At 58.1% G+C, this 25,484-nt stretch carries 21 protein-coding genes; 15 read left to right on the top strand and 6 right to left on the bottom strand.

Annotated elements, in window-relative coordinates; translation table 11 throughout:
- Positions 1–41: 41 nt before the first annotated feature.
- Together WLY71_RS17235 and glpD are read left to right on the top strand one after the other, a co-directional pair.
- Positions 42–797: a DeoR/GlpR family transcriptional regulator gene (locus WLY71_RS17235; RefSeq protein WP_007916700.1), complete on the top strand. Its 756-nt coding sequence runs from the start codon at positions 42–44 to the stop codon at positions 795–797.
- Positions 798–1,042: 245 nt separating this feature from the next.
- On the top strand, positions 1,043–2,581 hold the full coding sequence (gene glpD, locus WLY71_RS17230; protein WP_347804498.1) for a glycerol-3-phosphate dehydrogenase: 1,539 nt from the start codon (positions 1,043–1,045) through the stop codon (positions 2,579–2,581).
- A 61-nt stretch (positions 2,582–2,642) separates the two neighbouring features.
- On the opposite strand, the gene WLY71_RS17225 is transcribed toward glpD, so the two are convergent.
- On the bottom strand, positions 2,643–3,530 hold the full coding sequence (locus WLY71_RS17225; RefSeq protein ID WP_347804506.1) for a LysR family transcriptional regulator: 888 nt from the start codon (positions 3,528–3,530) through the stop codon (positions 2,643–2,645).
- A 105-nt stretch (positions 3,531–3,635) separates the two neighbouring features.
- On the opposite strand from WLY71_RS17225, the gene WLY71_RS17220 reads away from it, so the two are divergent.
- From WLY71_RS17220 to WLY71_RS17180, 9 genes are all read left to right on the top strand, one after another.
- Positions 3,636–5,003, top strand: coding sequence for an MFS transporter (locus tag WLY71_RS17220; RefSeq protein WP_347804497.1), 1,368 nt, complete (start codon positions 3,636–3,638; stop codon positions 5,001–5,003).
- Positions 4,984–5,394, top strand: a complete 411-nt coding sequence (locus WLY71_RS17215) for a DUF4440 domain-containing protein (RefSeq protein WP_347804496.1) — start codon at positions 4,984–4,986, stop codon at positions 5,392–5,394. Before WLY71_RS17220 ends, WLY71_RS17215 begins: the two co-directional genes overlap by 20 nt.
- Positions 5,395–5,718: 324 nt before the next feature.
- Positions 5,719–6,633, top strand: coding sequence for a glutamate/aspartate ABC transporter substrate-binding protein (locus WLY71_RS17210; protein ID WP_347804495.1), 915 nt, complete (start codon positions 5,719–5,721; stop codon positions 6,631–6,633).
- A 350-nt stretch (positions 6,634–6,983) separates the two neighbouring features.
- Positions 6,984–7,730 (top strand): amino acid ABC transporter permease, encoded by a 747-nt coding sequence (locus tag WLY71_RS17205; protein ID WP_309675930.1) that lies wholly within the window; start codon positions 6,984–6,986, stop codon positions 7,728–7,730.
- Positions 7,730–8,401 carry an amino acid ABC transporter permease gene (locus WLY71_RS17200; RefSeq protein ID WP_347804494.1) on the top strand — a complete coding sequence of 224 codons (672 nt, stop codon included), beginning with the start codon at positions 7,730–7,732 and terminating at the stop codon, positions 8,399–8,401. The genes WLY71_RS17205 and WLY71_RS17200 overlap by 1 nt, the downstream gene beginning before the upstream one ends.
- Positions 8,398–9,132, top strand: a complete 735-nt coding sequence (locus tag WLY71_RS17195; protein WP_347804493.1) for an amino acid ABC transporter ATP-binding protein — start codon at positions 8,398–8,400, stop codon at positions 9,130–9,132. Before WLY71_RS17200 ends, WLY71_RS17195 begins: the two co-directional genes overlap by 4 nt.
- A gap of 54 nt (positions 9,133–9,186) precedes the next feature.
- Complete coding sequence (gene aauS / locus WLY71_RS17190) at positions 9,187–11,088, top strand: two-component sensor histidine kinase AauS (protein ID WP_347804492.1); 1,902 nt, start codon at positions 9,187–9,189, stop codon at positions 11,086–11,088.
- Entirely contained in the window at positions 11,085–12,413 is a 1,329-nt protein-coding gene (gene aauR, locus WLY71_RS17185) for a two-component response regulator AauR (RefSeq protein ID WP_347804491.1), read from the top strand. Before aauS ends, aauR begins: the two co-directional genes overlap by 4 nt.
- Positions 12,414–12,421: 8 nt before the next feature.
- Entirely contained in the window at positions 12,422–12,751 is a 330-nt protein-coding gene (locus WLY71_RS17180; protein ID WP_347804505.1) for a GlpM family protein, read from the top strand.
- 178 nt (positions 12,752–12,929) lie between these two features.
- Here WLY71_RS17180 and WLY71_RS17175 read toward each other — a convergent pair whose 3' ends face one another.
- Positions 12,930–13,595 carry a DsbA family oxidoreductase gene (locus tag WLY71_RS17175; RefSeq protein ID WP_347804490.1) on the bottom strand — a complete coding sequence of 222 codons (666 nt, stop codon included), beginning with the start codon at positions 13,593–13,595 and terminating at the stop codon, positions 12,930–12,932.
- Between the two features lie 176 nt (positions 13,596–13,771).
- Positions 13,772–14,791: an alpha/beta fold hydrolase gene (locus WLY71_RS17170; RefSeq protein ID WP_347804489.1), complete on the bottom strand. Its 1,020-nt coding sequence runs from the start codon at positions 14,789–14,791 to the stop codon at positions 13,772–13,774.
- Between the two features lie 256 nt (positions 14,792–15,047).
- Here WLY71_RS17170 and WLY71_RS17165 point away from each other — a divergent pair, with 256 nt between their 5' ends.
- The 3 genes from WLY71_RS17165 to WLY71_RS17155 all read left to right on the top strand — a co-directional run bounded on the left by WLY71_RS17165 (position 15,048) and on the right by WLY71_RS17155 (position 20,983).
- Positions 15,048–18,248, top strand: a complete 3,201-nt coding sequence (locus WLY71_RS17165; RefSeq protein ID WP_347804488.1) for an Ig-like domain-containing protein — start codon at positions 15,048–15,050, stop codon at positions 18,246–18,248.
- Positions 18,249–18,593: 345 nt separating this feature from the next.
- A complete protein-coding gene (locus WLY71_RS17160) occupies positions 18,594–20,486 on the top strand; it encodes a tetratricopeptide repeat protein (protein WP_347804487.1) in 1,893 nt (630 codons plus the stop codon).
- Positions 20,408–20,983 (top strand): hypothetical protein, encoded by a 576-nt coding sequence (locus WLY71_RS17155; protein ID WP_347804486.1) that lies wholly within the window; start codon positions 20,408–20,410, stop codon positions 20,981–20,983. Before WLY71_RS17160 ends, WLY71_RS17155 begins: the two co-directional genes overlap by 79 nt.
- A 43-nt stretch (positions 20,984–21,026) precedes the next feature.
- Here the strand turns inward: WLY71_RS17155 and metE are convergent, their stop codons facing one another.
- Positions 21,027–23,339 (bottom strand): 5-methyltetrahydropteroyltriglutamate--homocysteine S-methyltransferase, encoded by a 2,313-nt coding sequence (gene metE / locus WLY71_RS17150; RefSeq protein WP_347804485.1) that lies wholly within the window; start codon positions 23,337–23,339, stop codon positions 21,027–21,029.
- Between the two features lie 119 nt (positions 23,340–23,458).
- Between metE and metR the strand changes: the two genes are divergently transcribed.
- Positions 23,459–24,376, top strand: a complete 918-nt coding sequence (gene metR / locus WLY71_RS17145; protein ID WP_347804484.1) for a transcriptional regulator MetR — start codon at positions 23,459–23,461, stop codon at positions 24,374–24,376.
- Positions 24,377–24,571: 195 nt separating this feature from the next.
- Here the strand turns inward: metR and WLY71_RS17140 are convergent, their stop codons facing one another.
- Positions 24,572–25,075: a GNAT family N-acetyltransferase gene (locus WLY71_RS17140; RefSeq protein WP_347804483.1), complete on the bottom strand. Its 504-nt coding sequence runs from the start codon at positions 25,073–25,075 to the stop codon at positions 24,572–24,574.
- 2 nt (positions 25,076–25,077) lie between these two features.
- On the bottom strand, positions 25,078–25,484 hold a 407-nt coding region (locus WLY71_RS17135; RefSeq protein ID WP_347804482.1), incomplete at its 5' end, for a LysE family translocator.

Genomic DNA, 25,484 nt, shown 5'->3' with positions numbered 1-25,484 from the left:
ATCATGGGCAAATTTTTGCACGGCAGCCCAAAGGAAGCCCCATGAATCTGCCTCCCCGTCAGCAGCAAATCCTCGAACTGGTCCGCGAACGCGGCTACGTCAGCATCGAGGAAATGGCTACGCTGTTCGTCGTTACACCGCAAACCATCCGCCGCGATATCAATCAGCTCGCGGAAGCTAATTTATTGCGTCGCTACCACGGCGGCGCAGCTTACGATTCCAGCGTCGAAAACACCGCCTATGCCATGCGTGCGGATCAGATGCGCGATGAAAAGCAGCGTATCGGTGAAGCCATTGCGGCTCAAATCCCGGATCACGCCTCGCTGTTCATCAATATCGGCACCACCACCGAATCCATCGCCCGGGCGTTGCTCAATCACAATCACCTGAAGATCATCACCAACAACCTGCATGTGGCTTCGATGCTCAGCGCCAAGGACGACTTCGACGTTCTGCTGACCGGTGGCAACGTGCGGCGCGACGGTGGCGTGGTCGGTCAGGCCAGTGTCGACTTCATTAACCAGTTCAAGGTTGATTTCGCCTTGGTCGGCATCAGCGGTATCGATGAAGACGGCAGTCTGCTGGACTTCGACTATCAGGAAGTTCGGGTGTCCCAGGCGATCATCGCCAATGCCCGACAGGTCATCCTCGCGGCTGACTCCAGCAAATTCGGGCGCAACGCCATGATTCGTCTGGGGCCGATCAGTTTGATTGATTGCCTGGTGACCGATCAGCAACCTGTGCCGGCGTTGGCGCAGTTGTTGAGTCAGCACAAGATTCGGCTCGAAGTCGTTTAAGGCTTTCAGCCTCTAAAGATCGCAGCCTTCGGCAGCTCCTACTGGTTCACTCACCCCTGTAGGAGCTGCCGGAGGCTGCGATCTTTTGCTTTTAATGTTCGAAAATTTTCCTTTCGTGGCCCTTCGATCAGTATTTTCAATCGAAGTTAACTGGCTGTGGGCGACTTTATGGGCTACCATTTTCGAAAATGAACATTAATGTTCGAATTCCAATACCGAAAATCATAAAAGCCCGAGGCTAGCCGATGCCCACTTCTACCTTGCCTATGCCCCCTCTCGCTGAGATCTACGATATCGCCGTCATCGGTGGCGGGATCAATGGCGTGGGGATCGCAGCGGATGCCGCCGGTCGCGGTCTTTCGGTGTTTCTTTGCGAAAAAGACGACCTCGCCAGCCACACCTCGTCAGCCAGTAGCAAGCTGATCCACGGTGGCTTGCGCTACCTTGAACATTACGAATTCCGTCTGGTGCGCGAAGCCCTGGCCGAACGCGAAGTGCTGCTGGCCAAGGCCCCGCACATCGTCAAGCAGATGCGCTTCGTGCTGCCGCACCGCCCACACCTGCGTCCGGCCTGGATGATCCGCGCCGGTCTGTTCCTTTATGACCACCTCGGCAAACGGGAAAAACTCGAAGGCTCGAAAAGCCTGAAGTTCGGCCCGGACAGCCCGCTGAAAAGCGAAATCACCAAAGGCTTCGAATACTCCGATTGCTGGGTCGACGATGCTCGTTTGGTGGTGCTGAACGCCATGGCCGCCCGCGAAAAAGGCGCCCACGTTCACACCCAGACCCGTTGCGTCAGCGCTCGTCGCACCAAGGGAATGTGGCACCTGCATCTGGAACGCGCCGATGGCAGTCTGTTTTCGATCCGCGCCAAGGCACTGGTAAACGCCGCCGGCCCATGGGTCGCCAAGTTCATTCGTGACGACCTGAAGATGGAATCGCCATACGGCATCCGCCTGATTCAGGGCAGCCATCTGATCGTGCCGAAACTGTACGAAGGCGAGCACGCGCACATTCTGCAAAACGAAGATCAGCGCATCGTCTTCACCATTCCGTACCTGAACCACTTCACCCTGATCGGCACCACCGACCGCGAGTACACCGGCGATCCGGCTGCAGTTACGATCACCGAAGGCGAAACCGATTACCTGTTGAAAGTGGTCAACTCCCATTTCAAGAAACGCATCAGCCGCGACGATATCCTGCACAGCTATTCCGGTGTTCGCCCACTGTGTAACGACGAATCCGACAACCCGTCGGCCGTCACCCGCGACTACACCTTGGCATTGTCGGGCACTGACGAAGAAGCGCCACTGCTGTCGGTGTTCGGCGGCAAGCTGACCACCTACCGCAAACTGGCCGAGTCGGCGCTGGCGCAACTGGCTCCGTACTTCAAAGACATCAAGCCGAGCTGGACCGCCAGCGCTACCCTGCCGGGTGGCGAAGACATGACCACCCCGCAAGCCTTGTGCGCCTTGATCCGTGACAAGTTCGACTGGGTGCCGACCGAAATCGCCCGCCGCTGGGCCACCACCTACGGCAGCCGCACCTGGCGCATGCTGGAAGGCGTGCAGAATCTCGGCGATATGGGCGACCACATCGGCGGCGGGCTCTACACCCGTGAAGTCGATTACCTGTGCAGCGAAGAATGGGCAACCACCGCGCACGACATTCTGTGGCGCCGCAGCAAGCTGGGCCTGTTCACCACCCCGGCGGAACAGCAGAAACTGGCGGACTACCTGAGCACGGTCGAGCAGAACCGCAGCAAGATCGAAGCGGCCTGATCGCAATCCGCTTAAACGAAAGCCCCTGAATCTGACGATTCAGGGGCTTTTTTGCAGGTGCTCATTGCGCCAGATGAAGCAACAGGAAATCAATGAACGCCCTCGATTTGTGGGGCAAATGCGGACTGTTGGGAAACACCACGTTGACGGACTGCGAGGGCAGCGAATAGTCGGGCAACAGGCGAATCAGCCGCTCGCTGGCAATGTCGTCCTTGACCACCCAGGCTGGCAGCACCGAGACGCCCAGCGACGACAACGTCATGGAGCGGATGGCCGTGGAAGAGTTGGATTCAAACTGATTGATCCCGTTGATCTCGACAGCCCCCAATTGCGGATGGCGCAAGGTCCACTGGGTCGGTGCCTGCAGGTTGCTGTTGGCGATCCACGGCACCGAGTTCAGGTCCTGAGGATTCTGCACCGGATGACGCGCAAGAAACGTCTCGCTAGCCACCAGGACAATTTCATAATCCGCCAGTTTACGGCTCTTGAAAGCCGAGTCCGCCAAGTTGCCCAGACGGATAACCAAGTCTAACTTTTCCGCCACCAGATCATTGAGTGAAGAGTTAAAGTTATAACAGAGTTTTATTTCCGGATAGCGCTCTATAAATTGTGGTATCAACGGAAGAATATACGCCTCGCCGTATTCACTGGTGGAACTGAAACGTAACTTGCCGGTGACGCGATCATGACCTTTCAATACATTATCAAAGGCATTATCGATGTCAGCGACAATACCTTTGAACTCTTCATAAAAATCCTGACCTATTTCGGTGAGGGAGATATTTCGGGTATTTCGAATCAACAACGTCGCGGACAGCACGTCCTCCAGCGCCTTGACATGCAGGCTGGCCATGGCCTTGCTGATGCTCAGGTAATTGGCAGCCTTGGTGTAAGAACCAAAATCGACCACGGCCAGGAATGTCTGGACCCGATTAAGATGAGTGTGCATAGCAATAGGGCTCACTGTTAAATCCCGTCAAACATTGTTTCAAGGATAGTCGTATCGACAGTTCAAGTCCACCGCCCCTATGCTTTGCGGCAAAGGGGAAACAACATGACCTATCGCTACAAAGTTGCACTGATATTCGTGATCGGCTTTTTTATAGACTGCATTAACATCTTTATGTCGGCGGTCGCACTACCGAGTATATCGGCCGCACTGCACGTTAGTACTTCAGACGTTGCCTGGGTGGCTAACGCTTACATTCTGGGGTTGACACTGATCATCCCGGTCAGCACCTGGCTGGCCGGTCGTTTTGGCAGTCGGGAAATCCTCACCGCCTCGATGATCGTGTTCACAGCCTCCGTGTGGATGTGTGGGCTGGCCAACAGCTTCAACGAGCTGGTGATCTGGCGCTTCGTCCAAGGGATTGGCGGCGGCCTGTTGATTCCAGTCGGCCAGGCGCTGACGTTCAACCTGTTCAAGGGTGAGCAGCGGGCGAAAATATCCACATTGGTCATGGCCGTTGCCCTGATAGCCCCCGCCATTTCACCCACCATCGGCGGCATCATCGTCGACAGCAGCTCCTGGCGCTGGGTGTTCTACAGCAACATCCCGTTCTCGCTGATCGCGGCATTGCTGTCCTGGTTCTGGATCAACGAAGCGCGGCCGACGAGTTTGCCCCGTCCCGACATCAAGGGCTTGCTGCTGGTCAGCGCCGCACTCGGCAGCCTGTTGATGGGCATGTCGTTGTATGGCGGCGACGCTCCGGCCTGGGTGGCCGCCCTCTTCGTCATGGCCGGCGTTACGTTCGTCGTGCTGTACGGGCTGCACTACCGCACCTGCAAAAACCCGATCATCGAACTGAGCTTGCTCAAAAGCAAAAAACTCAGCACCTCCATCTTTATCTATTACGCGATTCCCGGTGTCTTCACGGGGGTCAACTTGATGAGCATCTTCTTCCTGCAAAACACCCTGCACTTCAGCGCCCGGCTGACAGGGATGTTCATGATCCTCTACGCCATCGGCGCATTCATCGCGATGCTGATCTGTGGCCGGGTCTACAACCGGATGGGCGCCAAGTGGCTGTTTGCCCTCGGCATGCTGTTGCACAGCGCCGGCATCGCCACCCTGTTAATGGTCAACGATCCCTCGGACCTCTGGGTGATCGTCATCGCCTACAGCTTGATGGGGATTGGCGGCGGTGTCGGTGCCAACACCGCACAAACCACATCGCTGATGGACTTCGAGGGCAATGACACCCACAAGGCCAGCGTCATCTGGAACATCAACCGACAGATGTCATTCAGCATCGGCGCCGCCCTCTTCCTGATGGTTTTCAACCTGCTCTTGAAGCATTTCGATACCACCCAGGCCTACCACGTGACCTTTGCCATCGCCGCGCTGGTGGGCCTGCTCCCACTCTTTCAACTGAGTCAGTTGAACACTCAAAAGGACTGTCATGCACAACAAAATAGTTGAACAGGCGCACCACAGCATTCATCACGTGCACGAGCTGATCCACACCCTGTTCACCGACGCAAACGGTAAGGGGCAGGCCGCGCTTGAACCGCTGATGTCGGCCTTTGCCGAGCACTTCACCATGGTCACCACCTCGGCCGCCATTGTCAGCCGGGCGACGGTCGAACAGATGTTCAAAGGTGCAGTCGGCGCCAAGCCAGGCCTGGAGATCGTCATCAGCGACCTGCAGACGGTCTGGCAGGAAGGCCACAGCGTGGCGATCCGCTACAAGGAAACCCATCGCCTCGACCAGCGCGAAAGCTCACGGGTTTCGGTGGCGGTCATTGGCATCGAACACCACAACGCCCAGTGGATTTACCTGCATGAAACGCCGCTAAGCCAGGGAGGCTGATTGTCATATGAACGGCATGATCACTGGCTCTTCTATTATCTGGTCGAAAGGACGTTAGCGGCCCCGAACACCATTCGGTTTTCCGAACGCGACCTGTCAGTCGATTCGGTTAACCGGATTTTCCAACATTAAAAACCTCACCATAAATATTTAATTACCTTATAAATCAATAGCTTGATCTATTCGGCCTGGCCTGGCACGAGTCATGCTCTACACTCTTGGACGAATGACCGCTGTGCCAACCCTTCAGGAGCCGGCAAGCATTCGGAGCACAAAAGGGCCGATGAACTGGCTCCATATAAAAACAATGTCGAGGAAAATTTGATGCGCATCGTTCCCCATCTCCTGGGCGCAGCCATTGCTGCCGCTCTGATCAGCACTCCAGTTTTCGCCGCCGAGCTCACCGGCACCCTGAAGAAGATCAAAGAGTCCGGCGTTATCACCCTCGGACATCGTGACGCTTCCATTCCGTTTTCCTATATCGCGGACGCTTCCGGCAAACCGGTTGGCTACTCCCACGATATCCAGCTGAAAATCGTTGAAGCCATCAAAAAAGACCTGGACTTGCCGAACCTCCAGGTCAAATACAACCTGGTGACCTCGCAAACCCGTATCCCGCTGGTGCAGAACGGCACCGTGGACGTCGAATGCGGCTCCACCACCAACAACGTCGAGCGTCAGCAGCAAGTTGACTTCTCCGTCGGCATCTTCGAAATCGGCACCAAGCTGCTGGCCAAGAAAGATTCGCCCTACAAAGACTTCGCCGATCTGAAAGGCAAGAATGTCGTGACCACCGCCGGCACCACGTCCGAGCGCATCCTCAAGTCGATGAACGCTGACAAGCAGATGGGCATGAACGTGATCTCCGCCAAAGACCACGGCGAGTCCTTCAACATGCTGGAATCGGGCCGTGCCGTTGCTTTCATGATGGACGACGCCCTGCTGGCCGGTGAAATGGCCAAGGCCAAGAAGCCAGCCGATTGGTCCGTGACCGGTACTGCACAGTCTTACGAAATCTACGGTTGCATGGTCCGCAAGGGCGACGCACCGTTCAAGAAGGCCGTGGATGACGCGATCGTTGCGACCTACAAGTCCGGCGAGATCAACAAGATCTACGAAAAATGGTTCATGCAGCCAATCCCGCCAAAAAACCTGAACCTGATGTTCCCGATGAGCGACGAGCTCAAGGCCCTGATCGCCAATCCGACCGATAAAGCGGCTGACGACAAGAAATCCTGATTTCTGACTAACCTTATCTCCTGAAAGGGCCGCTGCCCTTTCAGGGATAGTCACTCCCTGCTGGCATTTTTGGAAACACTCGAACCGGTGGCTGTCGAGCCGCTCGTGTGTGCCTGATCGTAGTGGTCTGTACGGTCAGTTCGTTAGCTCAAATTCGGTGCCGGAAGTTCATATCCAAGGCGCTGTGACGAGTCATAGCCCGCTATGGCGAGGAACAGCAACGCGGGAGATGGACTTCCGGGGCCGGAGTTGAGCTGACAGAACTGACCACACAGACCACCTAGGTCGGGCGGGAACGGAGCTTCCCCAGGCGGGCATTTGTATATCGAACGATCTGAGGGGAGACCCTAATGAATTACAACTGGGACTGGGGCGTGTTCTTCAAGTCCACCGGCGTGGGCAGCGAGACGTATCTCGACTGGTACATTTCCGGTTTGGGCTGGACCATCGCCATTGCCATCGTGGCCTGGATCATTGCCCTGACGCTGGGCTCGATTCTCGGCGTCATGCGCACCGTGCCGAATCGCATCGTGTCGGGCATTGCGACCTGCTACGTCGAACTCTTCCGTAACGTGCCGCTGCTGGTTCAGCTGTTCATCTGGTACTTCCTGGTGCCCGACCTGCTGCCTCAGAACCTGCAAGACTGGTACAAGCAGGACCTGAACCCGACCACTTCGGCCTACCTGAGCGTCGTCGTCTGCCTGGGCCTGTTCACCGCCGCTCGTGTTTGCGAACAGGTGCGCACCGGTATCCAGGCGCTGCCTCGCGGCCAGGAAGCTGCCGCTCGCGCCATGGGCTTCAAGCTACCGCAAATCTACTGGAACGTGCTGCTGCCCCAGGCTTACCGGATCATCATTCCGCCGCTCACCTCGGAATTCCTGAACGTGTTCAAGAACTCTTCCGTCGCGTCGCTGATCGGCCTGATGGAGTTGCTCGCGCAGACCAAACAGACCGCCGAGTTCTCCGCCAACCTGTTCGAAGCCTTCACCCTGGCAACGCTGATCTACTTCACGCTGAACATGGGCCTGATGCTGCTGATGCGCATGGTCGAGAAGAAAGTGGCCGTACCGGGCCTGATCTCCGTAGGGGGTAAATGATGGAATTCGACTTCTCGGGCATCATCCCGTCCCTGCCGGGTTTGTGGAACGGCATGGTCATGACCCTGCAACTGATGGCGCTGGGCGTCGTCGGCGGGATCATCCTCGGCACGATCCTGGCGCTGATGCGCCTGTCCCACAGCAAATGGCTGTCGAATATTGCCGGCGCCTACGTTAACTACTTCCGCTCGATCCCGCTGCTGCTGGTCATCACCTGGTTCTACCTGGCGGTGCCGTTCGTACTGCGCTGGATCACCGGCGAAGACACTCCGATCGGCGCGTTCGCATCCTGCATCGTGGCGTTCATGATGTTCGAAGCGGCGTACTTCTGCGAAATCGTCCGGGCCGGCGTACAGTCGATTTCCAAGGGCCAGATGGGTGCTGCCCAAGCCTTGGGCATGACGTATGGCCAGATGATGCGTTTGATCATCCTGCCGCAAGCGTTCCGCAAGATGACCCCGCTGCTGCTGCAACAGAGCATTATTCTGTTTCAGGACACCTCGCTGGTCTACGCGGTCGGTCTGGTGGACTTCCTCAATGCCTCGCGTGCCAGTGGCGACATCATCGGTCGCTCCAACGAGTTCCTGATCTTTGCAGGTCTCACGTACTTCACAATCAGCTTTGCCGCCTCGCTGCTGGTCAAGCGTCTGCAAAAAAGGTTTGCCGTATGATCTCTATCAAGAATGTCAACAAGTGGTATGGCGACTTCCAGGTACTGACTGACTGCAGCACCGAGGTCAAAAAAGGCGAAGTGATTGTGGTGTGTGGGCCGTCCGGTTCCGGCAAATCCACCCTGATCAAATGCGTCAATGCCCTGGAACCCTTCCAGAAAGGCGACGTGGTGGTCGATGGTACGTCCATCGCCGACCCGAAGACCAACCTGCCGAAACTGCGTTCGCGCGTCGGCATGGTGTTCCAGCATTTCGAACTGTTCCCGCACCTGACCATCACCGAAAACCTGACCATCGCGCAGATTAAGGTGTTAGGTCGCAGCAAGGAAGAAGCCACCAAGAAAGGCCTGCAATTGCTTGAGCGCGTCGGCCTCTCGGCTCACGCCCACAAGCACCCGGGCCAGCTCTCCGGTGGCCAGCAACAGCGTGTGGCGATTGCCCGCGCGCTGGCGATGGACCCGATCGTCATGCTGTTCGACGAACCGACCTCGGCGCTCGACCCTGAAATGGTCAACGAAGTACTCGACGTGATGGTGCAACTGGCCCACGAAGGCATGACCATGATGTGCGTGACCCACGAAATGGGCTTCGCCCGTAAAGTGGCGGACCGGGTGATTTTCATGGACCAGGGCAAGATCATCGAAGACTGCAAGAAAGAGGACTTCTTCGGCGACATCACCCACCGCGCCGAGCGTACGCAGCATTTCCTCGCCAAGATTCTGCAGCACTAAAACCTACACGGGATCTTCGGGACTTGTAGTTGTGGTTGACCCAAGGCATCTGTGATGAAATGCGACCCCACTCTCTATCGCGCCGCGCCGCCATCACTCGCCGTGAAACCCCGTCTGATTCGCCATCTGTTCCTGCCGCCGCTGGTCATCGCCCTGATGATCGGATTGGGTTACCTCGGCTTCTGGGTCAGTGAACACTACGGGATCCGCAGCCTCAGCGAGAACGGCCAGCGTCAGCTGGAACTGCACGCCCGCGCTGTCGAGAGCGAGATCAGCAAGTACACCTACCTGCCCAGCCTGCTGGAACTCGAATCCAGCGTTTCGAAGCTGTTGGCCGACCCGTCACCGGAACACCGGCAGACGGTCAATGAATACCTCGAAGGCCTGAACCGGCGCAGCCGCAGTCGGGCTATCTATGTGATGGACACCACCGGCCGTGTCATGGCCACCAGTAACTGGCGCGATGTCGACAGTTACCTGGGCGAAGATCTGTCCTTTCGCGCCTATTTCCAGAATGCCGTGCGCGGTCAGCCGGGGCGCTTCTACGGCATCGGCAGCACCAACGGCGAGCCCGGTTATTACCTGGCCCATGGCCTGGAAGAACACGGCAAGATCATCGGCGTCGCGGTGGTCAAGGTCCGCCTCGAAGCCATGGAAGAACGCTGGCAGCGCGCGCGCCTGGAAGCTTTCGTCAGCGATGAAAACGGCATCATCATTCTTTCCAGCGATCCGGCACGGCGCCTGAAATCGGTGGTGCCGCTGAGCGACGAAACCAAGGAAAAACTGGCCCGCAGCCTTCAGTACTACTGGTTCCCACTGAACGAACTGCAACCGCTGGCCCGTGAACAACTGGCCGAAGGCGAGGAAAAACTGACCTTCCCCGCCAACAGCGAAGTGGAATCAGATGAAGAGGACATCAGCTACCTCTCGCAAACCCGGCCATTGAGCGATACCCCGTGGAATTTCACCCTGCTCACACCCCTTCAGGATTTGCGGCGCGAAGCGATCAATCAAGGGATTCTGGTGGCGGTGGCGTTTGCCCTGGTGGCGTTCCTGCTGATCGCCTGGAACGAGCGGCGCAAGGTCATTGCCACACGCCTGGCCGCCCGGGAAGCCTTGCAGGAAGCCAACAATCAACTGGAGCGTCGGATTACCGAACGCACCACTGATCTGCGCGCCAGCAACGAACGGCTCAAGGGCCAGATCCGCGAACGGCGTCTGGCCGAAGAGACACTACGCCGCGCCCAGGATGAACTGGTGCAGGCCGGTAAACTCGCGGCCATCGGCCAGATGTCCACCAGCATCGCCCACGAATTGAACCAGCCACTGGCGGCGCTGCGAACCTTATCCGGCAACACCGTGCGGTTTCTGGAACGCGGTCAGCTGGACGTTGCCAGCACCAACCTCAAGACCATCAACGAACTGATCGACCGCATGGGCCGGATCACCGCCAGCCTGCGCTCCTTCGCCCGTCGCGGTGACGACAAGGGCCAGGCCTGCCTGGGCAAAGCGGTAGACGCCGCGTTGCAATTGCTCGGCGGTCGCGTGGAAAGTGTCCATCTGCAACTGCATCGTGACTTCAAAGACGTGCAGGTGCAGATCGACCAGACCCGCCTCGAGCAGATCCTGGTCAACCTGATCGGCAATGCCCTCGACGCCATGCAGGCACAACCGTTGCCCGAATTGTGGCTCGAAGGCGAAGCATTCGATGGCAAATATCGCCTGCGCGTGCGCGACAACGGCCACGGCATCGACGCCGAAGCTCGCAAGCATTTGTTCGAACCGTTCTTCACCACCAAACCCGGCGAACAGGGCCTCGGCCTCGGCCTGACCCTTTCCGCCAGCCTGGCCGCCGCCACCGGTGGGCACTTGGGTGTCGAGCACCCGGCCAGCGGTGGTACCACCTTCGTCCTCAGTTTACCGTTGGTAAGCCCCACTCACGCCGAGCCAATATGAACAACGACCTTAGTGTGCTGATCGTCGAAGACGACCCCCATGTACTGCTCGGCTGCCAACAGGCGCTGACACTGGAAGACATTCCCTGCGTGGGTGTCGGTAGCGCCGAAGAAGCGCTGGAGCGGGTCGGCGACAACTTCGCCGGCATCGTCATCAGCGACATCCGCCTGCCGGGCATCGACGGTCTGGAATTGCTGACCCGTCTCAAGGCCCGCGACCGCAGCCTGCCGGTGGTGCTGATTACTGGTCACGGCGACATTTCCATGGCTGTCGGTGCGATGCAGAAAGGCGCCTATGACTTCATGGAGAAACCTTTCTCCCCCGAACGTCTGGTCGATGTGGCGCGCCGTGCGCTGGAGCAACGCAGCCTCGCGCGGGAAGTGTCTTCGTTGCGTCGACAACTGGCGGAGCGGGATTCCCTCGAAGGCCGGATCATCGGCCGCTCGCCAGCCATGCAGAACCTGCGGGAATTGATCGCCAACGTCGCCGATACGTCGGCCAACGTGCTGATCGAAGGCGAGACCGGCACCGGTAAAGAGCTGGTTGCGCGTTGCCTGCACGACTTCAGTCGGCGGCACACCAAGCAGTTCGTCGCGCTGAATTGCGGTGGATTGCCGGAGAACCTGTTCGAAAGCGAAATCTTCGGCCATGAAGCCAACGCCTTTACCGGCGCCGGCAAGCGGCGGATCGGCAAGATCGAACACGCCGACGGCGGCACGCTGTTTCTCGACGAAGTGGAAAGCATGCCGCTGCCGCTGCAAATCAAACTGCTGCGGGTGTTGCAGGAACGCACCCTGGAACGCCTTGGCTCGAACCAGAGCGTGGCGGTGGATTGCCGGGTGATCGCGGCGACCAAGTCCGATCTGGATCAGTCGAGCAAGGCTGGCGAGTTTCGCAGCGACCTGTATTACCGCTTGAACGTTGTGACCCTTGAATTACCGCCGCTGCGCGAACGACGCGAAGACATCCTGCAATTATTCGAACACTTCCTGCAGCAGTCGTCCCTGCGGTTCGACCGTGCCGTGCCGGACCTGGACAACCAGACCCTGTCGAACCTGATGAGCCACGACTGGCCGGGCAACGTGCGCGAATTGCGCAACGTCGCCGAGCGTTTTGCCCTCGGTCTGCCGGCCTTCAAGAAATCCGGCGCCAGCGGCAGCAATCAGGGCCTGGCCTTCGCCGAAGCGGTAGAAGCTTTTGAACGCAACCTGCTGAGCGACGCACTGCAGCGCAGCGGCGGCAACCTGACCCAGGCCAGTCTGGAACTCGGGATGGCCAAGACCACGTTGTTCGACAAAGTGAAGAAGTACGGGCTGAGCCACTGATGGACCTGATCCTCAAAGCAACCCTGGGCGCGGCCGTGGTGGTGATCCTCGCCGAGCTGGCCAAGACAAAAAACTATTACATCGCAGGATTGGTGCCGCTGTTTCCGACCTTTGCGTTGATTGCTCATTACATCGTCGGCAAGGGCCGTTCGCTGGAGGATTTGAAGACCACCATCGTGTTTGGGATGTGGTCGATCATTCCTTACTTCATCTACCTGGCGACGTTGTATGTGATGGTGGACCGGATGCGGCTGGAGGCTTCGCTCGCTGTAGCGGCGGTGGCTTGGTTGATGGCGGCTACGGTGTTGGTCAGCGTTTGGGGGCGCCTTCACGGCTGAGATTTTTGATCCTGCCCGAAACCCGCCTGTAGCAGCTGCCGAGCCTGCGAGGCTGCGTTCGGCTGCGTAGCAGTCGTAATCCGATCAATGCCGTTTTCCTGAAAGAACACGGTGGCAAGTTTTGCGACTGCTTCGCAGCCGAACGCAGCCTCGGCAGCTGCTACAAGTTTTGTGGGAATCAGCTCACCGTCCCGCCCTTCGTTTCACTCATAATCCGCCGAATTGCCCCGACAAAGGTGTCCACCGGCTGCCCGCCACTGACTGCGTATTGTCCGTTGAACACCACTGTCGGCACCGAACTCACCCCGCGCGATAGCCACAGCTGCTCTTCCTCACGAACCTCTTTGGCGAACTCGTCCGACGCCAGAATCGCCTCGGCCACCGACCGATCCAGCCCCACGCTTTCGGCGATCTGCGCCAACTGCCCATGGTCGGACGGATTGCCGCCCTCGGTGAAATACAACTTGAACAGCGCCTCTTTCAGATTGAACTGCAACCCTTCCAGCCCCGCCCAGAACAGCAAGCGGTGGGCGTCGAAGGTGTTGTAGATGCGACTGTTGCCGTCCGTGCGAAACGCAAACCCGACCTCGGCGCCGCGCGAGCGGATCATCTCGCGATTCTTCTGGGATTGCTCGGGCGTCGAGCCGTACTTCTCGGTGATGTGTTCGGTGATGTTCTGCCCTTCAGGCCCCATCTTCGGGTTCAGTTCGAACGGCTGGAAACGGATCTCGGCCTGCACCTCGTCGCCCAGCAAATCCAGGGCCCGGGTCAGGCCGTAGAGGCCGACGACGCACCAGGGGCAGGACACGTCGCTGACGAAATCGATTTTCAGGGGGGCACTCATCACACACCTCGCAGACTGGAACGCGCCGGAAAGCTCGAACGATACACCCGAAAGACCGGAGCGCGCAGGTCACTTGTGGGAGCGAGCTTGCTCGCGAATGCGGTGTATCAGTCAAAGCAGATGTCGACTGACACGACGCCTTCGCGAGCAAGCCCGCTCCCACAGTTGAATGGGGGTTACAGGAGGTTTGGAGTTGCCACCGGATCAATCTGCGCCCAATGCGAGGAGTCTTCGCGGTGGGCCTGCAAGTACGGCAACACCGCCGCCAGCAACGGCGCCTTGAACGCCTCCTGGAAACGATGGGCCAAACCCGGAATCAGCTTCAACTGGCTGCCGCGGATATGCGCCGCCAGATGCACACCGTGCATGACCGGCAGCAACGGATCAGCAGTGCCGTGAACCACCAGCGTCGGAACGCGCAGTTGATTGAGCAGCGACACACGACTGCGCTCGGCGAGGATCGCCATGATCTGGCGCTTCACGCCCTCGGGGTTGAATGCCCGGTCATAGGACTGCGCCGCCTGATGCAGCAATGCCTGCCGATCATCGCTCACCGTCGGGCTGCCTAGCGCCGCCAGCAAATCGGCTTGCTGCTCCAGCGCCACTTCGCGATTGGGCGCCCCACGACGCGACAACAGTTGCACCAACGCCGCACTCGGCGCCGGCAAGCCTTCGGCCCCGGAACTGGTCATGATCAGGGTCAGGCTCTCGACCCGTTGCGGCGCAATCGCCGCCATATGCTGGGCGATCATCCCGCCCATGCTCGCGCCCAACACGTGGAATTGCTCGACGTGCAACGCATCCATCAAGCCAAAAGCATCGTCAGCCATATCGGTCAGGGTGTATGGCGCCGACACCGGCAAACCCAGTTTGTAGCGCAGCACTTCAAAGGTCAGGTTGGCATCGACGGGCGCTTGCCGCCAGGTCGAGAGCCCGACATCGCGATTGTCATAGCGAATGACCCGAAAACCCTGCTGACACAGCGCGACCACCACCTCATCCGGCCAGTGAATCAACTGCCCGCCAAGGCCCATCACCAGCAACAACGCAGGGTCCGACGCACGGCCGATGCTCTGGTACGCCAGGCTCACCTGTGCCAGATCGACCCGCTCGGTCGGAACATTGATATCGCAACGAGACGCCGCCAAGGACGGCAGGCCGAACAACAGCGCGGCCAGGAAAAAGAAAACACGCATGAAAAACACCGAAACGCAGAACTCCAGTAGAGCGCGAGTCTGATGAAGTTTGTTCAAGCGCGCTGCCACAGTTACGTGACAGTTTGATGAACAACGCTGAACGGTCATGCCTCTCGTAGCACCAACCGTTAGTCGGAAAACAGCCGCTACCTGTCAGTTGTGACAGTAGCAATTTCCGGCGCTGACGAATTCAATCAGAAGTCCGTTTGCCCATGACATTGGTGGCAACGATGACTCAAACACCCGGAGGCTCCTCATGACCACCAGCACTGCAAATACGGCACTCCTGATCGACTCGTCTTTTGATCATTGGGACTACGACGACCCGCTGACATTCGAGGGCCAGATGGATGAGCGCCCTTCTCGATCAAACTCCGGGGGTGTACTGGGCGTCCTGTCGCTATGGGCGATAAGGTTCCCCTTTTCAGTCCCCTCTAATAACTCAGCCGACATTGGCATCAACTACAAGACGGTTTACGACGATCCCAAGGGGGCACTGACGAAAATACTCTATTATCCAAACCGGACGGCCGGGGATGTCATCAGCATACATTTCACAGGTATCGATGAAGTGCAAACGCTTGAAGTCCCGGAGGGTCTCAGTGACGACGACGATGTAGAGACTTACATTCCAGCTAATTACTTCAAACAAGCACTTCAGTTTTCGCTGAATGACAATATACAGATCAAGTATCTGGTAAAACGCAAAAGCGATAACGCGTCCGAAGAGTCATTAATCCTGACGGCGCGGATCAAAATCGATCTTCCGGGCGGTAAGGATCCAGACCTCGACATGCCCGGCCATCAAGCCTTGTTGGCACCCAAACTTCCAGAACAACTGGAAAAAGAGGGGGCGGTTACGCAAGCCTGGATCAAATCAGGTGTTCCGGTTTTTGTTCCCTATTACTTATTCATGACCGAAGGCGACGTGATTCAGCTTTTATGGGGGACGGCCATCGTGCGCCATACCGTCCAGACGGTAGTGCAACCCGGAGAATTCATTGAGATTCTGGTCCCAGGTGAAAAGATCCGCGAGGCGGGAGATTCCTATCTGGCAAAAATCAGATACTGGATACAGGACGTACTGCAAAATGATTCCAGCGATTTTTCGGAATTCAAAGAGTTCCCTGTCAAGGCGGGTGAAACCCGACTACGCGCGCCGTCGGTAAAGGGGGTGGACAGCCAGGACAGGTTGTTTCTGGACAAACTCGATTCCAAACCCGGGATCATCCAGGTAGTGGCACTGGATCCGCCGTTCAATCGCAATGACGCTGTCATTGTTACCCTGAGTGTGCCGACCCCGGAAGGTGACCGGGTGCTGTTCGTAAAAGAGCAGCCCTTTGATGTGTTTTCGATCATGGAATTTGAAGTCCCCTTCGAAACTTTGCTGAACATTCCACCCGGCCCGGTAAAGGTCAGATATGAACTGAAGAAACCGGACCAGACATTGATACCGTCCAATCAGTATTTGTTCATATTGGTTGCCAAGGCCATTTTACTGGCAAAACCCTTGGTCATCGAAGCCAGGCGTGGGCACGTGTCGCACACACTTCCAAGGGCAGTCGTAGAAGTGAAGCCTTATCTGGACATGCGCCCCAATCAAATAGTAACGATCTATTGGTTTGTCACGCAGTTCAACGGCAGGACCCATCTCTACGAAACCTATCGGCCGATTACCAAAGGCCTGGTCAACCGTCCCGTGCCGTTCAACATCAATGGACCGGAACATATCAATCGTTTCAACACGGCCAAGCTGGAGGTCAGGTACAAGGTGACTGAACCGGATGGCTTTACAGAGCGCCACTCATACAACGAGCGATTGTATATCGGTGAAGCCCAGGCATATTACCCGCCGCCCGGCTTCCACCCAAGCTATGGACCGGTGTTGGAAGATGGCATCCTATTGATAGAAAAAATCACAGGGTTCATCGATGCTTATATCCAGGCGCTGAAAGATCTGGAACTTCGCGAAACCTTATTCTTCCGCTGGGAAAATGGCGAGGGCGACCTGGTTTACGAAGAAACACTGGATATCGTCCCTGCCAACATAAACAGAGACTTCCTGTTTTTGTTGGAAGAAGAACTGTTTAAAAGTCAACTCGATCGTTATGCACATTTATTTTATTGGGTGGAAAGTCCGGACGGATGGCCAAGAGCATCCCAAGCGCTGGTGTTCCGAATTGGCGAGATCATTCCAAAAATAGAAAGACTGGACGACAGCAAGGGCGAGTTCCTGAACGAAACGTTCGACGAAACCGTGACGCTGACCGCAAGCGCCAGACCCCATCGGTCCGTCAATGTTTATCACCAGGGCCGTTTGCAAGGGCCGGCCAAGGCCAACAACGAGGGCATCTGCACCTATGTTCTGAAAACCCTCAGTGCGGGTTTGCATACCGTGGCCCTGGAAGGTGATTACGGAAACAATCCCAGATCCGATGCCCGGGAGTTCTCTGTTCTGGTGGCTCAGATGCCGCTGATCACTTCAGTCATCACCCCTGAAGGCGTTGAGATCGCCCACAATCAAAGCACTATCGCCAAAACGCTGACGTTGACCGGCAGCGCCAACGAAAATCAGCAGATAGAAATCTGGCAGGGCAACGTTTCGAAAGGTCCGGTGTGGGTCGACGCCAGCGGTATCTGGAAGCTGGTTGTCAGCGGCTTGGGTCTGGCCATCCATCATTTCACCGCCAAAGCGCTTTACGGAACCGGATTGATTTCTCCCACCCGGACTGTGCGTGTCGTAGAAGCACTGACGCCCGTCATCTTGTCCGTCGTGGACATCAAAGGTCGCCCGATCGGGCGCGGCGCCGGCACCTATAGTAGAACCGCCATAGTGAGCGGCAGCGCCACGGCCGATCAGCAGGTTCAGATACTCGTCAATACCCGGGTGATACGCACCGTTGACGTTGCCGCCAATGGAACCTGGAACACAACGCTGGCAGGCCTCAACGTCGGCACACACAGTATTACTGCCAGACCGGTTTATGGTGGACAAGACTCCGCGCCCTGGAGCTTCAACTTGCTGCAATGGCTCGTCAATGATCTCACCACGTTCGACCACTGGAATGGCTGGGTCAAAGGGCCGGCGGGGGTCCCTCAGGACCTGACCCTGCGTCTGGAACAGGGTAACTGGCGACTCAACAACTACACGTATTCCCACCAATCTGCCGGGGTCATCATGTACAAAACGTTCACCAATCTTGAAGTGAACGGTCTCTATCGCTTCTCAACATACCTGGCTCGTTTCGACGGTCGTTATGCCTATCCAATTCTGTCGCTGATGGTGGATGGAGTCGCGATAACCTCCCCGATTAGTATCACTAGCCATAGCTGGACATCGGTCTGGGGTAACTTCTACGCCACGTCTTCAACAATGACGGTGCAAATTTACAGTCATTTGGCCACCGGTAACGGTAACGACTGGGAAGGAGAGAACTTCCAGATCGTTCACCTTTGAGACCCGCCAGCAGTAAGCGTCAAAACCCGCCACCTGTCACCAGGAGGCGGGTTTACCCGCCTAGTTGCCACCGTGACGTAACATTCTGATGATGCATCGCTCAGTGATCGACGCGATAACTATGTAGTGCCATGGACGGTGGCGAGTTTCTTTTAATGGCGCTCTTCAAGAGCGGATACGCCGCTCCCCTGCACAAGAGCCCACGTTGCCATGAAAGAAAGAGCGTTCAGCGCCCTGCCCGTCTCCCCGCCGGTCGTGATGGCGGCCTATCCGCCCCTGAAAGAAAACTCCGATGAAAGCCTGTTGCTGAGTGCCTCGGCGCGCTGACGCGACAGCAGCCAGGGTTTGCAAGCGTTGTTCGCCGCCGCCCCGTTGCGAAGCCAGCGAACCGAACCAACGCTCAATGAACGCTGGAATGCCTATTGGGACGCCCGAGCACCCGGCACGCCGGTGTCGCGGCGCGAGCGGGCGGCTCAGTTGTACTGCAACCATTTCGAGGCCACCGCTCAAGTGGCGTTTGCTCGCAGAACCCTGAGCGCCGAACAGTTGAAGCCGCTGCTGTTGATCATCGACCCTCCCGTCGAAGGGTTGAGCCTGGACAATCAACCCATCCATACCGAGCAGCTGACCCCGTTCCTGAGTGACAGCGGCACACTAAAACTCCCCGCCGCCTGGGTCATCAGCGTGGGGAATCGGGCGCCCGTCGCGCAGTTGCTGTATCTGCCCTGCCGGCCTGTTCCCATCCAGATCTTCAATCAGCGCAGCGACATGGAGGACTGGCTGTCTCGACAAGCTCTCATCCCGCCGGGCCTGCCCGACGATAACTTGCGCTTCGAATACACAGCGAACTCCCAGCCGCTAACGGCAGGCATCACTGAACTGCTTTTACACCCGCAGCACGCAAACGCAGTCGTTTTCGCCTCACCACCAGACCTTGGGGAACCGCCGTCAGACAACGGCATTGATGATGAAGAGCAACCGTTATTCGACAATCTGTTTGCCGATATTCCCTGGCCCCAGCGGCAGGCCTCGCTGAACAAGCAGCGCGATGCGCTCGAAACGCTATTGGGAGATGGGCTCGAAAGCGACCACCAACAGAAATTCAATGAGGCACTGAACGCGCTCGAGACGGCAGGGCAAGCCGCCGATACAGCTGCATCCGCGCTGCTTTACAGGTCGCGCACTTTCGACTTTGTGACCCTCAACCGCGAGTTCAGCGCGCTCTATCAGGCGCACAAGGATGGCCTGAGTGCCGAGGCTCAGCTTCAACTGGCCCTTAAACAGGTCAACAGCGATGAATCAAGCCTGCTCAAAGCGGTGTTGGACACGCCGCTCGCTGCCGATCACGATGCCGCATCGCCACACAGCCTTTTGCTGTACTGGCCCGGTACCGGCGGCGGCTTGCAACGGTTCGCCAACCGCACAGAGCTGGAGCGGAACGTGTTCAAGATTCAGGACCAGGATAAGGCTCTGGCCTTGCAGCTGAAAAACATCCGTACCGACCCACTGCAATACAGCCTCAATAAACAAACGACCCATTTCGAAGAAAAGGCAGCGCAAATACGCCAGCAATATCCCGATGCAGCCCAGGCTCTACAGCGTGCAAACGAACTGGAAAAACTACGCAAACAAAGGTTGGCCACCTTACAAGTCCCGGTGCCGGCCGCTAGAAGTCTTGCCTTTTCGCACCTGTTGGAACAAAGCCGCAGCGCTGCCCTCTTTCCTTGCTGCCCGAGTGGCTGGCCACCTTATCGGCGTTCGACCGCGTTGAACTCAAGGTTTTGGTTGAGGCTTACATCCTGGCGATGCGCAGTAGCCACGAACAGCTGGAGATCGCCCTGGCGCCCCGTGACGAATTCACCCGTCAACATTTGCATGCCCGCCTGCGGAAAGACTTTTCGCTCCTGGGGCATTTTGACGTACACCTTGATCTGCCCGACTCGGTCACTCTGCAAAAACATCTGGTGGATGGCGCAGCCCCGGGAACCCCGCAGAAACTCGTCGCGGTTCCCAGTACGACCCGCAACAAAATGTCACTCGAAGACCTCGCCCAGCTCAACATCGACAACACCCCATCAATGCAGCTGGAGCCTCTTTCGCTGCGACTGGGCTTTATGCGAGTGCAAGTTACAGCCGCGGCCCCCACCGAACGCCGGATATTGGCAAGCGGCATTACCCTGCCCTGGCTGCGCAAGGTCCTGCCCGAGCTTGATCTACCCCAGGCGTACGAAACACTGATCCGCGGCGCATTCATGGGGTCGGCCAGCGAGCTGACCCGCCGTGCGCTCAACATCGAAGAGATTGCTCCGCAGAACGCCATCATCCAGCAACTGCGCGACAAGGCCACCGAACTCACCACCACCGGACGTGAAATGCGCACACGGCAGTCGTTGAGTACTAAAAATCCTACCGATGGAATGCTCGATGACCTGGTCCGCCACAACGCATTGGAGATACGCAAAACGAGCCCAATGAAAAACCTGGGCAAACGTCCTGACGATCGAATCGATTACTTGCAGGAATACGAAGTATGGGATTTGACTGCAACCCCTCCCAAGGTGCTGTGGTATGCCCATTTCCACTATGCCACGGCAGCATCCGCCTTCGATGTGTTCGAGAAGGCCCATCTGAAACTGCCAGAACACCGATTTCTGACCCGCGCCGATAACGCCGCGCTTCCCTATGCCGATATCGGCAAGAAGTCAGCGGCACTCAAACATTTCGAGCAGGTTTAGAACGAAAAACGGGAGCGGTTTGTCCGCTCCCGTTTTGGTTACTTTATGCCAACTGACTTCGCAGTTGCCGCGCCGCCGCCACCATGTTCACCAACGCCGCCTCAGTCTCCGGCCACGCCCGGGTTTTCAACCCGCAATCCGGATTGACCCACAACCGCTCCGCCGGAATACGCTTCACCGCTTTGCTCATCAACTTGACCATCTCGGCAGTGTCCGGCACCCGTGGCGAGTGAATGTCATACACGCCCGGCCCGATGTCGTTCGGGTAGTCGAACGCTTCAAAAGCCTCCAACAACTCCATGTCTGAACGCGAGGTTTCGAGGGTGATCACATCGGCGTCCATCGCCGCGATGGACTCGATCACATCGTTGAATTCGCTGTAGCACATGTGGGTGTGGATCTGGGTTTCGTCACGCACACCGGAGGCGCTCAAACGGAACGCTTCCACCGCCCAATCGAGGTATTCCTGCCATTGCGCCCGGCGCAGCGGCAGGCCTTCACGGAACGCGGCTTCGTCGATCTGCACGATCTTGATGCCGGCGCTTTCCAGGTCGACCACTTCGTCACGCAGGACCAGGGCCAACTGCTGAGCCTGGATTTTGCGCGAAATGTCTTCGCGCGGGAACGACCACATCAGCATGGTCACGGGACCGGTGAGCATGCCTTTCATGACCTTGTCGGTCAGGCTCTGGGCATAGGTGATCCAGTCGACGGTCATGGCGGTCGGACGGCACAGGTCGCCGTAGATGATCGCCGGTTTCACACAGCGCGAACCGTAGCTCTGCACCCAACCGAACCGGGTGAACAGATAGCCGTCCAGTTGCTCGGCGAAGTACTCGACCATGTCGTTGCGTTCGGCTTCACCGTGTACCAACACGTCCAGCCCCAGGCGTTCCTGGACTTGCACGGCATGGCGGATTTCGCTGTGCATGGCGTCGGTGTAGTCGTTGGCCGACAGCTTGCCTTGCTTGAACGCCTGGCGTGCCAGACGAATAGAACCGGTCTGCGGGAACGAGCCGATAGTCGTCGTCGGGAATGCCGGAAGTTTCAACCGCGCACGCTGCTGCTCGATGCGTTTGGCAAACGGCGAATGGCGCTGGCTGTCTTTGGCGCTGATGGCATTTATCCGTGCCTGCACTTCGGCTTTGTGGATACGCGGTGACTCGGCGCGACTGGCCTGAATCGCACGGCTTTCGGCGAGTGCGGCTTGCACCTTGGGTGATTGCGGGTCGTTCAGGGCATCGCGCAGCACGGCAATTTCACCGCACTTCTGCACGGCAAACGCCAGCCAGCTTTTCAGTTGCGGGTCGAGTTTGTCTTCGCGATCCAGATCTACCGGGCTGTGCAGCAGCGAGCAGGAGCTGCTGACCCACAGGTTGTCACCAAAACGTTCCTGGGCCGGTTGCAGTTGAGCGAGCACTTGCTCCAGCTCGCAGCGCCAGACGTTGCGGCCGTTGACCAGGCCCACCGAGAGAATCTTGTAGGTCGGCAGACGGTCCAGCACCTGGCCGAGCTGATCCGGGGCGCGCACGGCGTCGATGTGCAAGCCTTGCACCGGCAGGCTGACCGCCAGACCGAGGTTGTCTTCCAGACCGCTGAAGTAGGTCGCCACCAGTTTTTTCAGCGGCGAGTATTGAAGGATGTGATAGGCGCGTTCGAAAGCGTTTTTCCAGTCTTGTGGCAGGTCGAGGGTCAGGATCGGTTCGTCGATCTGCACCCATTCCACGCCTTGAGCAGCGAGGCGACCGAGGATTTCGCCGTAGATCGGCAGCAGGCGTTCCAATAGGTCGAGCTTGTCGAAGTCATTGCCTTTGGCTTTGCCCAGCCACAGGTAAGTCAGCGGGCCGATGATCACCGGTTTGACGTTGTGGCCGAGGGCCTTCGCCTCGTCGACTTCGTCGAACAACTGTTCCCAGCTCAGCTTGAACTGCTGGTCAGCGGTGAACTCCGGGACCAGGTAGTGGTAGTTGGTGTCGAACCACTTGGTCAGTTCCTGCGCGTATTGCGCTTTGCTGTGTTCGCCGCCGCAGCAGGCAGCCGTGGCGCCACGGGCCATGGCGAACAGGGTGTCGAGGGTCGGCAGGCCGCGCTCATCCTTGGCGCTGTCGAAACGCTCGGGGATCACACCGAAGGTCAAGGAATGGGTCAGGACCTGGTCGTACCAGGCGAAGTCGCCCACGGGCAGCAGGTCGATGCCGGCGTCTTTCTGCAATTGCCAGTGGGTGGCGCGCAATTGGCGGCCGACGCTTTTCAGCGCGTCCTGATCCAGATCGCCCTTCCAGTAGGATTCGAGGGCTTTTTTCAGTTCGCGGTCCGCGCCGATGCGTGGGAAACCAAGTATGTGGGCCAGAGCCATGGTGAGTTTCTCCGTATAAAAGATGTCGTAAAACATGGCGCTATTGTCGACAGCCAACCCAACATGAGACAAACTCAACCTTTTCGTGTTGATCACAAGTTTTCCTCATGGAGCCCCCGGTGCTTGAAATCCGTCACCTGAAGACCCTGCACGCCTTGCGCGAAGCCGACAGCCTGGTCGATGCCGCCGACCGCCTGCATTTGACGCAGTCGGCCCTGTCCCACCAGTTCAAGGAACTGGAGGAGCGCATGGGCATGCCGTTGTTCGTGCGCAAGACCAAACCGGTGCGCTTCACCAGCGCCGGTTTGCGTCTGCTGCAACTGGCTGACGCGACCTTGCCATTGCTGCGCGGCGCCGAGCGCGATATCGCGCGGCTGGCCGGTGGCACTGCCGGGCGTTTGCACATGGCGATCGAGTGTCACAGTTGCTTTCAGTGGCTGATGCCGACCATCGACCAGTTCCGCGATGCCTGGCCGGAAGTCGAACTGGACCTGGCCTCAGGGTTCTCCTTCGCCCCGCTGCCGGCGCTGGCCCGCGGCGATCTGGATTTGGTGGTGACCTCCGACCCGCTGGAACTGGCCGGGATCACTTACGTGCCGTTGTTCACCTATGAAGCGATGCTCGCGGTCGCCAATCAGCACCGTTTGGCGAGCAAGGCCTACATCGCCCCGGAAGATTTGCTCACGGAGACGCTGATCACCTACCCGGTGGAGCGTGATCGGCTGGACATCTTCACCCGTTTCCTGGAACCGGCCGATATCGAACCGGCTCAGGTCCGCACGTCGGAACTGACGGTGATGATGATGCAATTGGTGGCCAGCGGACGCGGCGTGTGCGGCATGCCCCATTGGGCGCTGCATGAATACAGCTCACGGGGTTATGTGAAGGCCAAGCGGCTGGGCGAGAAAGGTTTGTTTGCGACGCTGTACGCCGGGATTCGCGCCGACATGCTGGATGCGCCGTACATGCGCGACTTTTTGCTGACAGCCAAGGACACGTCGTTCTCGACACTCGACGGCGTCAGCGCCGTTCGTTGATCAGTCGAGGGTGCCCCCAAATGCGATCTGTAGCAGCTGGCGAAGCCTGCGTTCGGCTCGGGCCGCGATCGGACGCAGCAGCCGCAATAACATATGCTGCGATTCATCAGGTAGACCGAGGCGACAGGATTTACGACTGCTGCGCAGCCGAACGCAGGCTTCGCCAGCTGCTACAAAGTGACCGCATGTCTCAGGTCAGGCGGTGAGCTCGCGCCACATGTGGATCTTGTCGAAGTAGTCCTCGCCCACCCGTACCGCCAAAGGTTCGAGACCAAACTGGATGAAGCCGCAACGCTGGTACAGGTTGAACGCGGCGTCATTGCCGGCGGTGACGGTCAGCTGGATCAACCTCAGACCTTTATGGTCCTGCGCTTCAGCCAGGGCGGCCTGCACCAGGTGATAACCGACCCCGCGTTGCCGGACCTTGCCCGACACGTACATGCCAAACAATGTCGCCTTGTGCCTAGCCTTTTCCCGGGGTTCGAAGGCCAGGCCGACGATGCCCGCCAACTCACCGCCTTCGAACGCGCCGAACACCACGTCCAGCTTGCTGCTCAGGCGTGATTCCCACCAACTCAACGGCATCACGGCGCGTTCGCGCACGCTGGAGGTAAACGCCTGGGGATGCAGGTCATAGGCTTCGAGCATCAGCGCCCGATAATCCAGAGCATGACTGGCATCAAGCCGTTCAATCCACATGGTCAAGCCATCCGTCGTTGTTCCAGCATCAGTCGCACCGCCAGCGCCGACAGCACGAACCCCATGAAATAGCGCTGCACCGCCAGCCAGGACGGGTTGTTGACGAACCAGGAGGCGATGCCCGCGGCGAACAGCGCGATCAGCAGATTGACGCCGAAACTGACGCTGATCTGGGTCAGACCCAGAGTAATGCTTTGGGTGAACACCGAGCCATGCTCAGGCGTGATGAACTGCGGAAACACCGACAAATAAAACACGGCAATCTTCGGGTTCAGGGCGCTGGTCAGAAAGCCCATGGTGATCAGTTTGCGCGACGAGTCCGGCGGCAACTGCTGCGCCTCGAACGGTGAACGCGCACCCGGTCTGACGGCTTGCCAGGCCAACCACATCAGGTACAGCGCGCCAGCCC

The sequence above is a fragment of the Pseudomonas rossensis genome, from assembly GCF_039888995.1.
Classification (GTDB): Bacteria; Pseudomonadota; Gammaproteobacteria; order Pseudomonadales; family Pseudomonadaceae; genus Aquipseudomonas; species Aquipseudomonas rossensis.
Note: the sequence above shows the minus strand (reverse complement) of the source record. Positions and strands in the feature narration are given on the sequence as shown.

Bases quoted from the DNA above. Each gene is read 5' to 3' on its own strand.
- WLY71_RS17235 (WP_007916700.1), top strand. From the start codon at position 42: ATGAATCTGCCTCCCCGTCAGCAGCAAATCCTCGAACTGGTCCGCGAA.
- glpD (WP_347804498.1), top strand. From the start codon at position 1,043: ATGCCCACTTCTACCTTGCCTATGCCCCCTCTCGCTGAGATCTACGAT.
- WLY71_RS17225 (WP_347804506.1), bottom strand. From the start codon at position 3,530: ATGCACACTCATCTTAATCGGGTCCAGACATTCCTGGCCGTGGTCGAT.
- WLY71_RS17220 (WP_347804497.1), top strand. From the start codon at position 3,636: ATGACCTATCGCTACAAAGTTGCACTGATATTCGTGATCGGCTTTTTT.
- WLY71_RS17215 (WP_347804496.1), top strand. From the start codon at position 4,984: ATGCACAACAAAATAGTTGAACAGGCGCACCACAGCATTCATCACGTG.
- WLY71_RS17210 (WP_347804495.1), top strand. From the start codon at position 5,719: ATGCGCATCGTTCCCCATCTCCTGGGCGCAGCCATTGCTGCCGCTCTG.
- WLY71_RS17205 (WP_309675930.1), top strand. From the start codon at position 6,984: ATGAATTACAACTGGGACTGGGGCGTGTTCTTCAAGTCCACCGGCGTG.
- WLY71_RS17200 (WP_347804494.1), top strand. From the start codon at position 7,730: ATGGAATTCGACTTCTCGGGCATCATCCCGTCCCTGCCGGGTTTGTGG.
- WLY71_RS17195 (WP_347804493.1), top strand. From the start codon at position 8,398: ATGATCTCTATCAAGAATGTCAACAAGTGGTATGGCGACTTCCAGGTA.
- aauS (WP_347804492.1), top strand. From the start codon at position 9,187: ATGAAATGCGACCCCACTCTCTATCGCGCCGCGCCGCCATCACTCGCC.
- aauR (WP_347804491.1), top strand. From the start codon at position 11,085: ATGAACAACGACCTTAGTGTGCTGATCGTCGAAGACGACCCCCATGTA.
- WLY71_RS17175 (WP_347804490.1), bottom strand. From the start codon at position 13,595: ATGAGTGCCCCCCTGAAAATCGATTTCGTCAGCGACGTGTCCTGCCCC.
- WLY71_RS17170 (WP_347804489.1), bottom strand. From the start codon at position 14,791: ATGCGTGTTTTCTTTTTCCTGGCCGCGCTGTTGTTCGGCCTGCCGTCC.
- WLY71_RS17165 (WP_347804488.1), top strand. From the start codon at position 15,048: ATGACCACCAGCACTGCAAATACGGCACTCCTGATCGACTCGTCTTTT.
- metE (WP_347804485.1), bottom strand. From the start codon at position 23,339: ATGGCTCTGGCCCACATACTTGGTTTCCCACGCATCGGCGCGGACCGC.
- WLY71_RS17140 (WP_347804483.1), bottom strand. From the start codon at position 25,075: ATGTGGATTGAACGGCTTGATGCCAGTCATGCTCTGGATTATCGGGCG.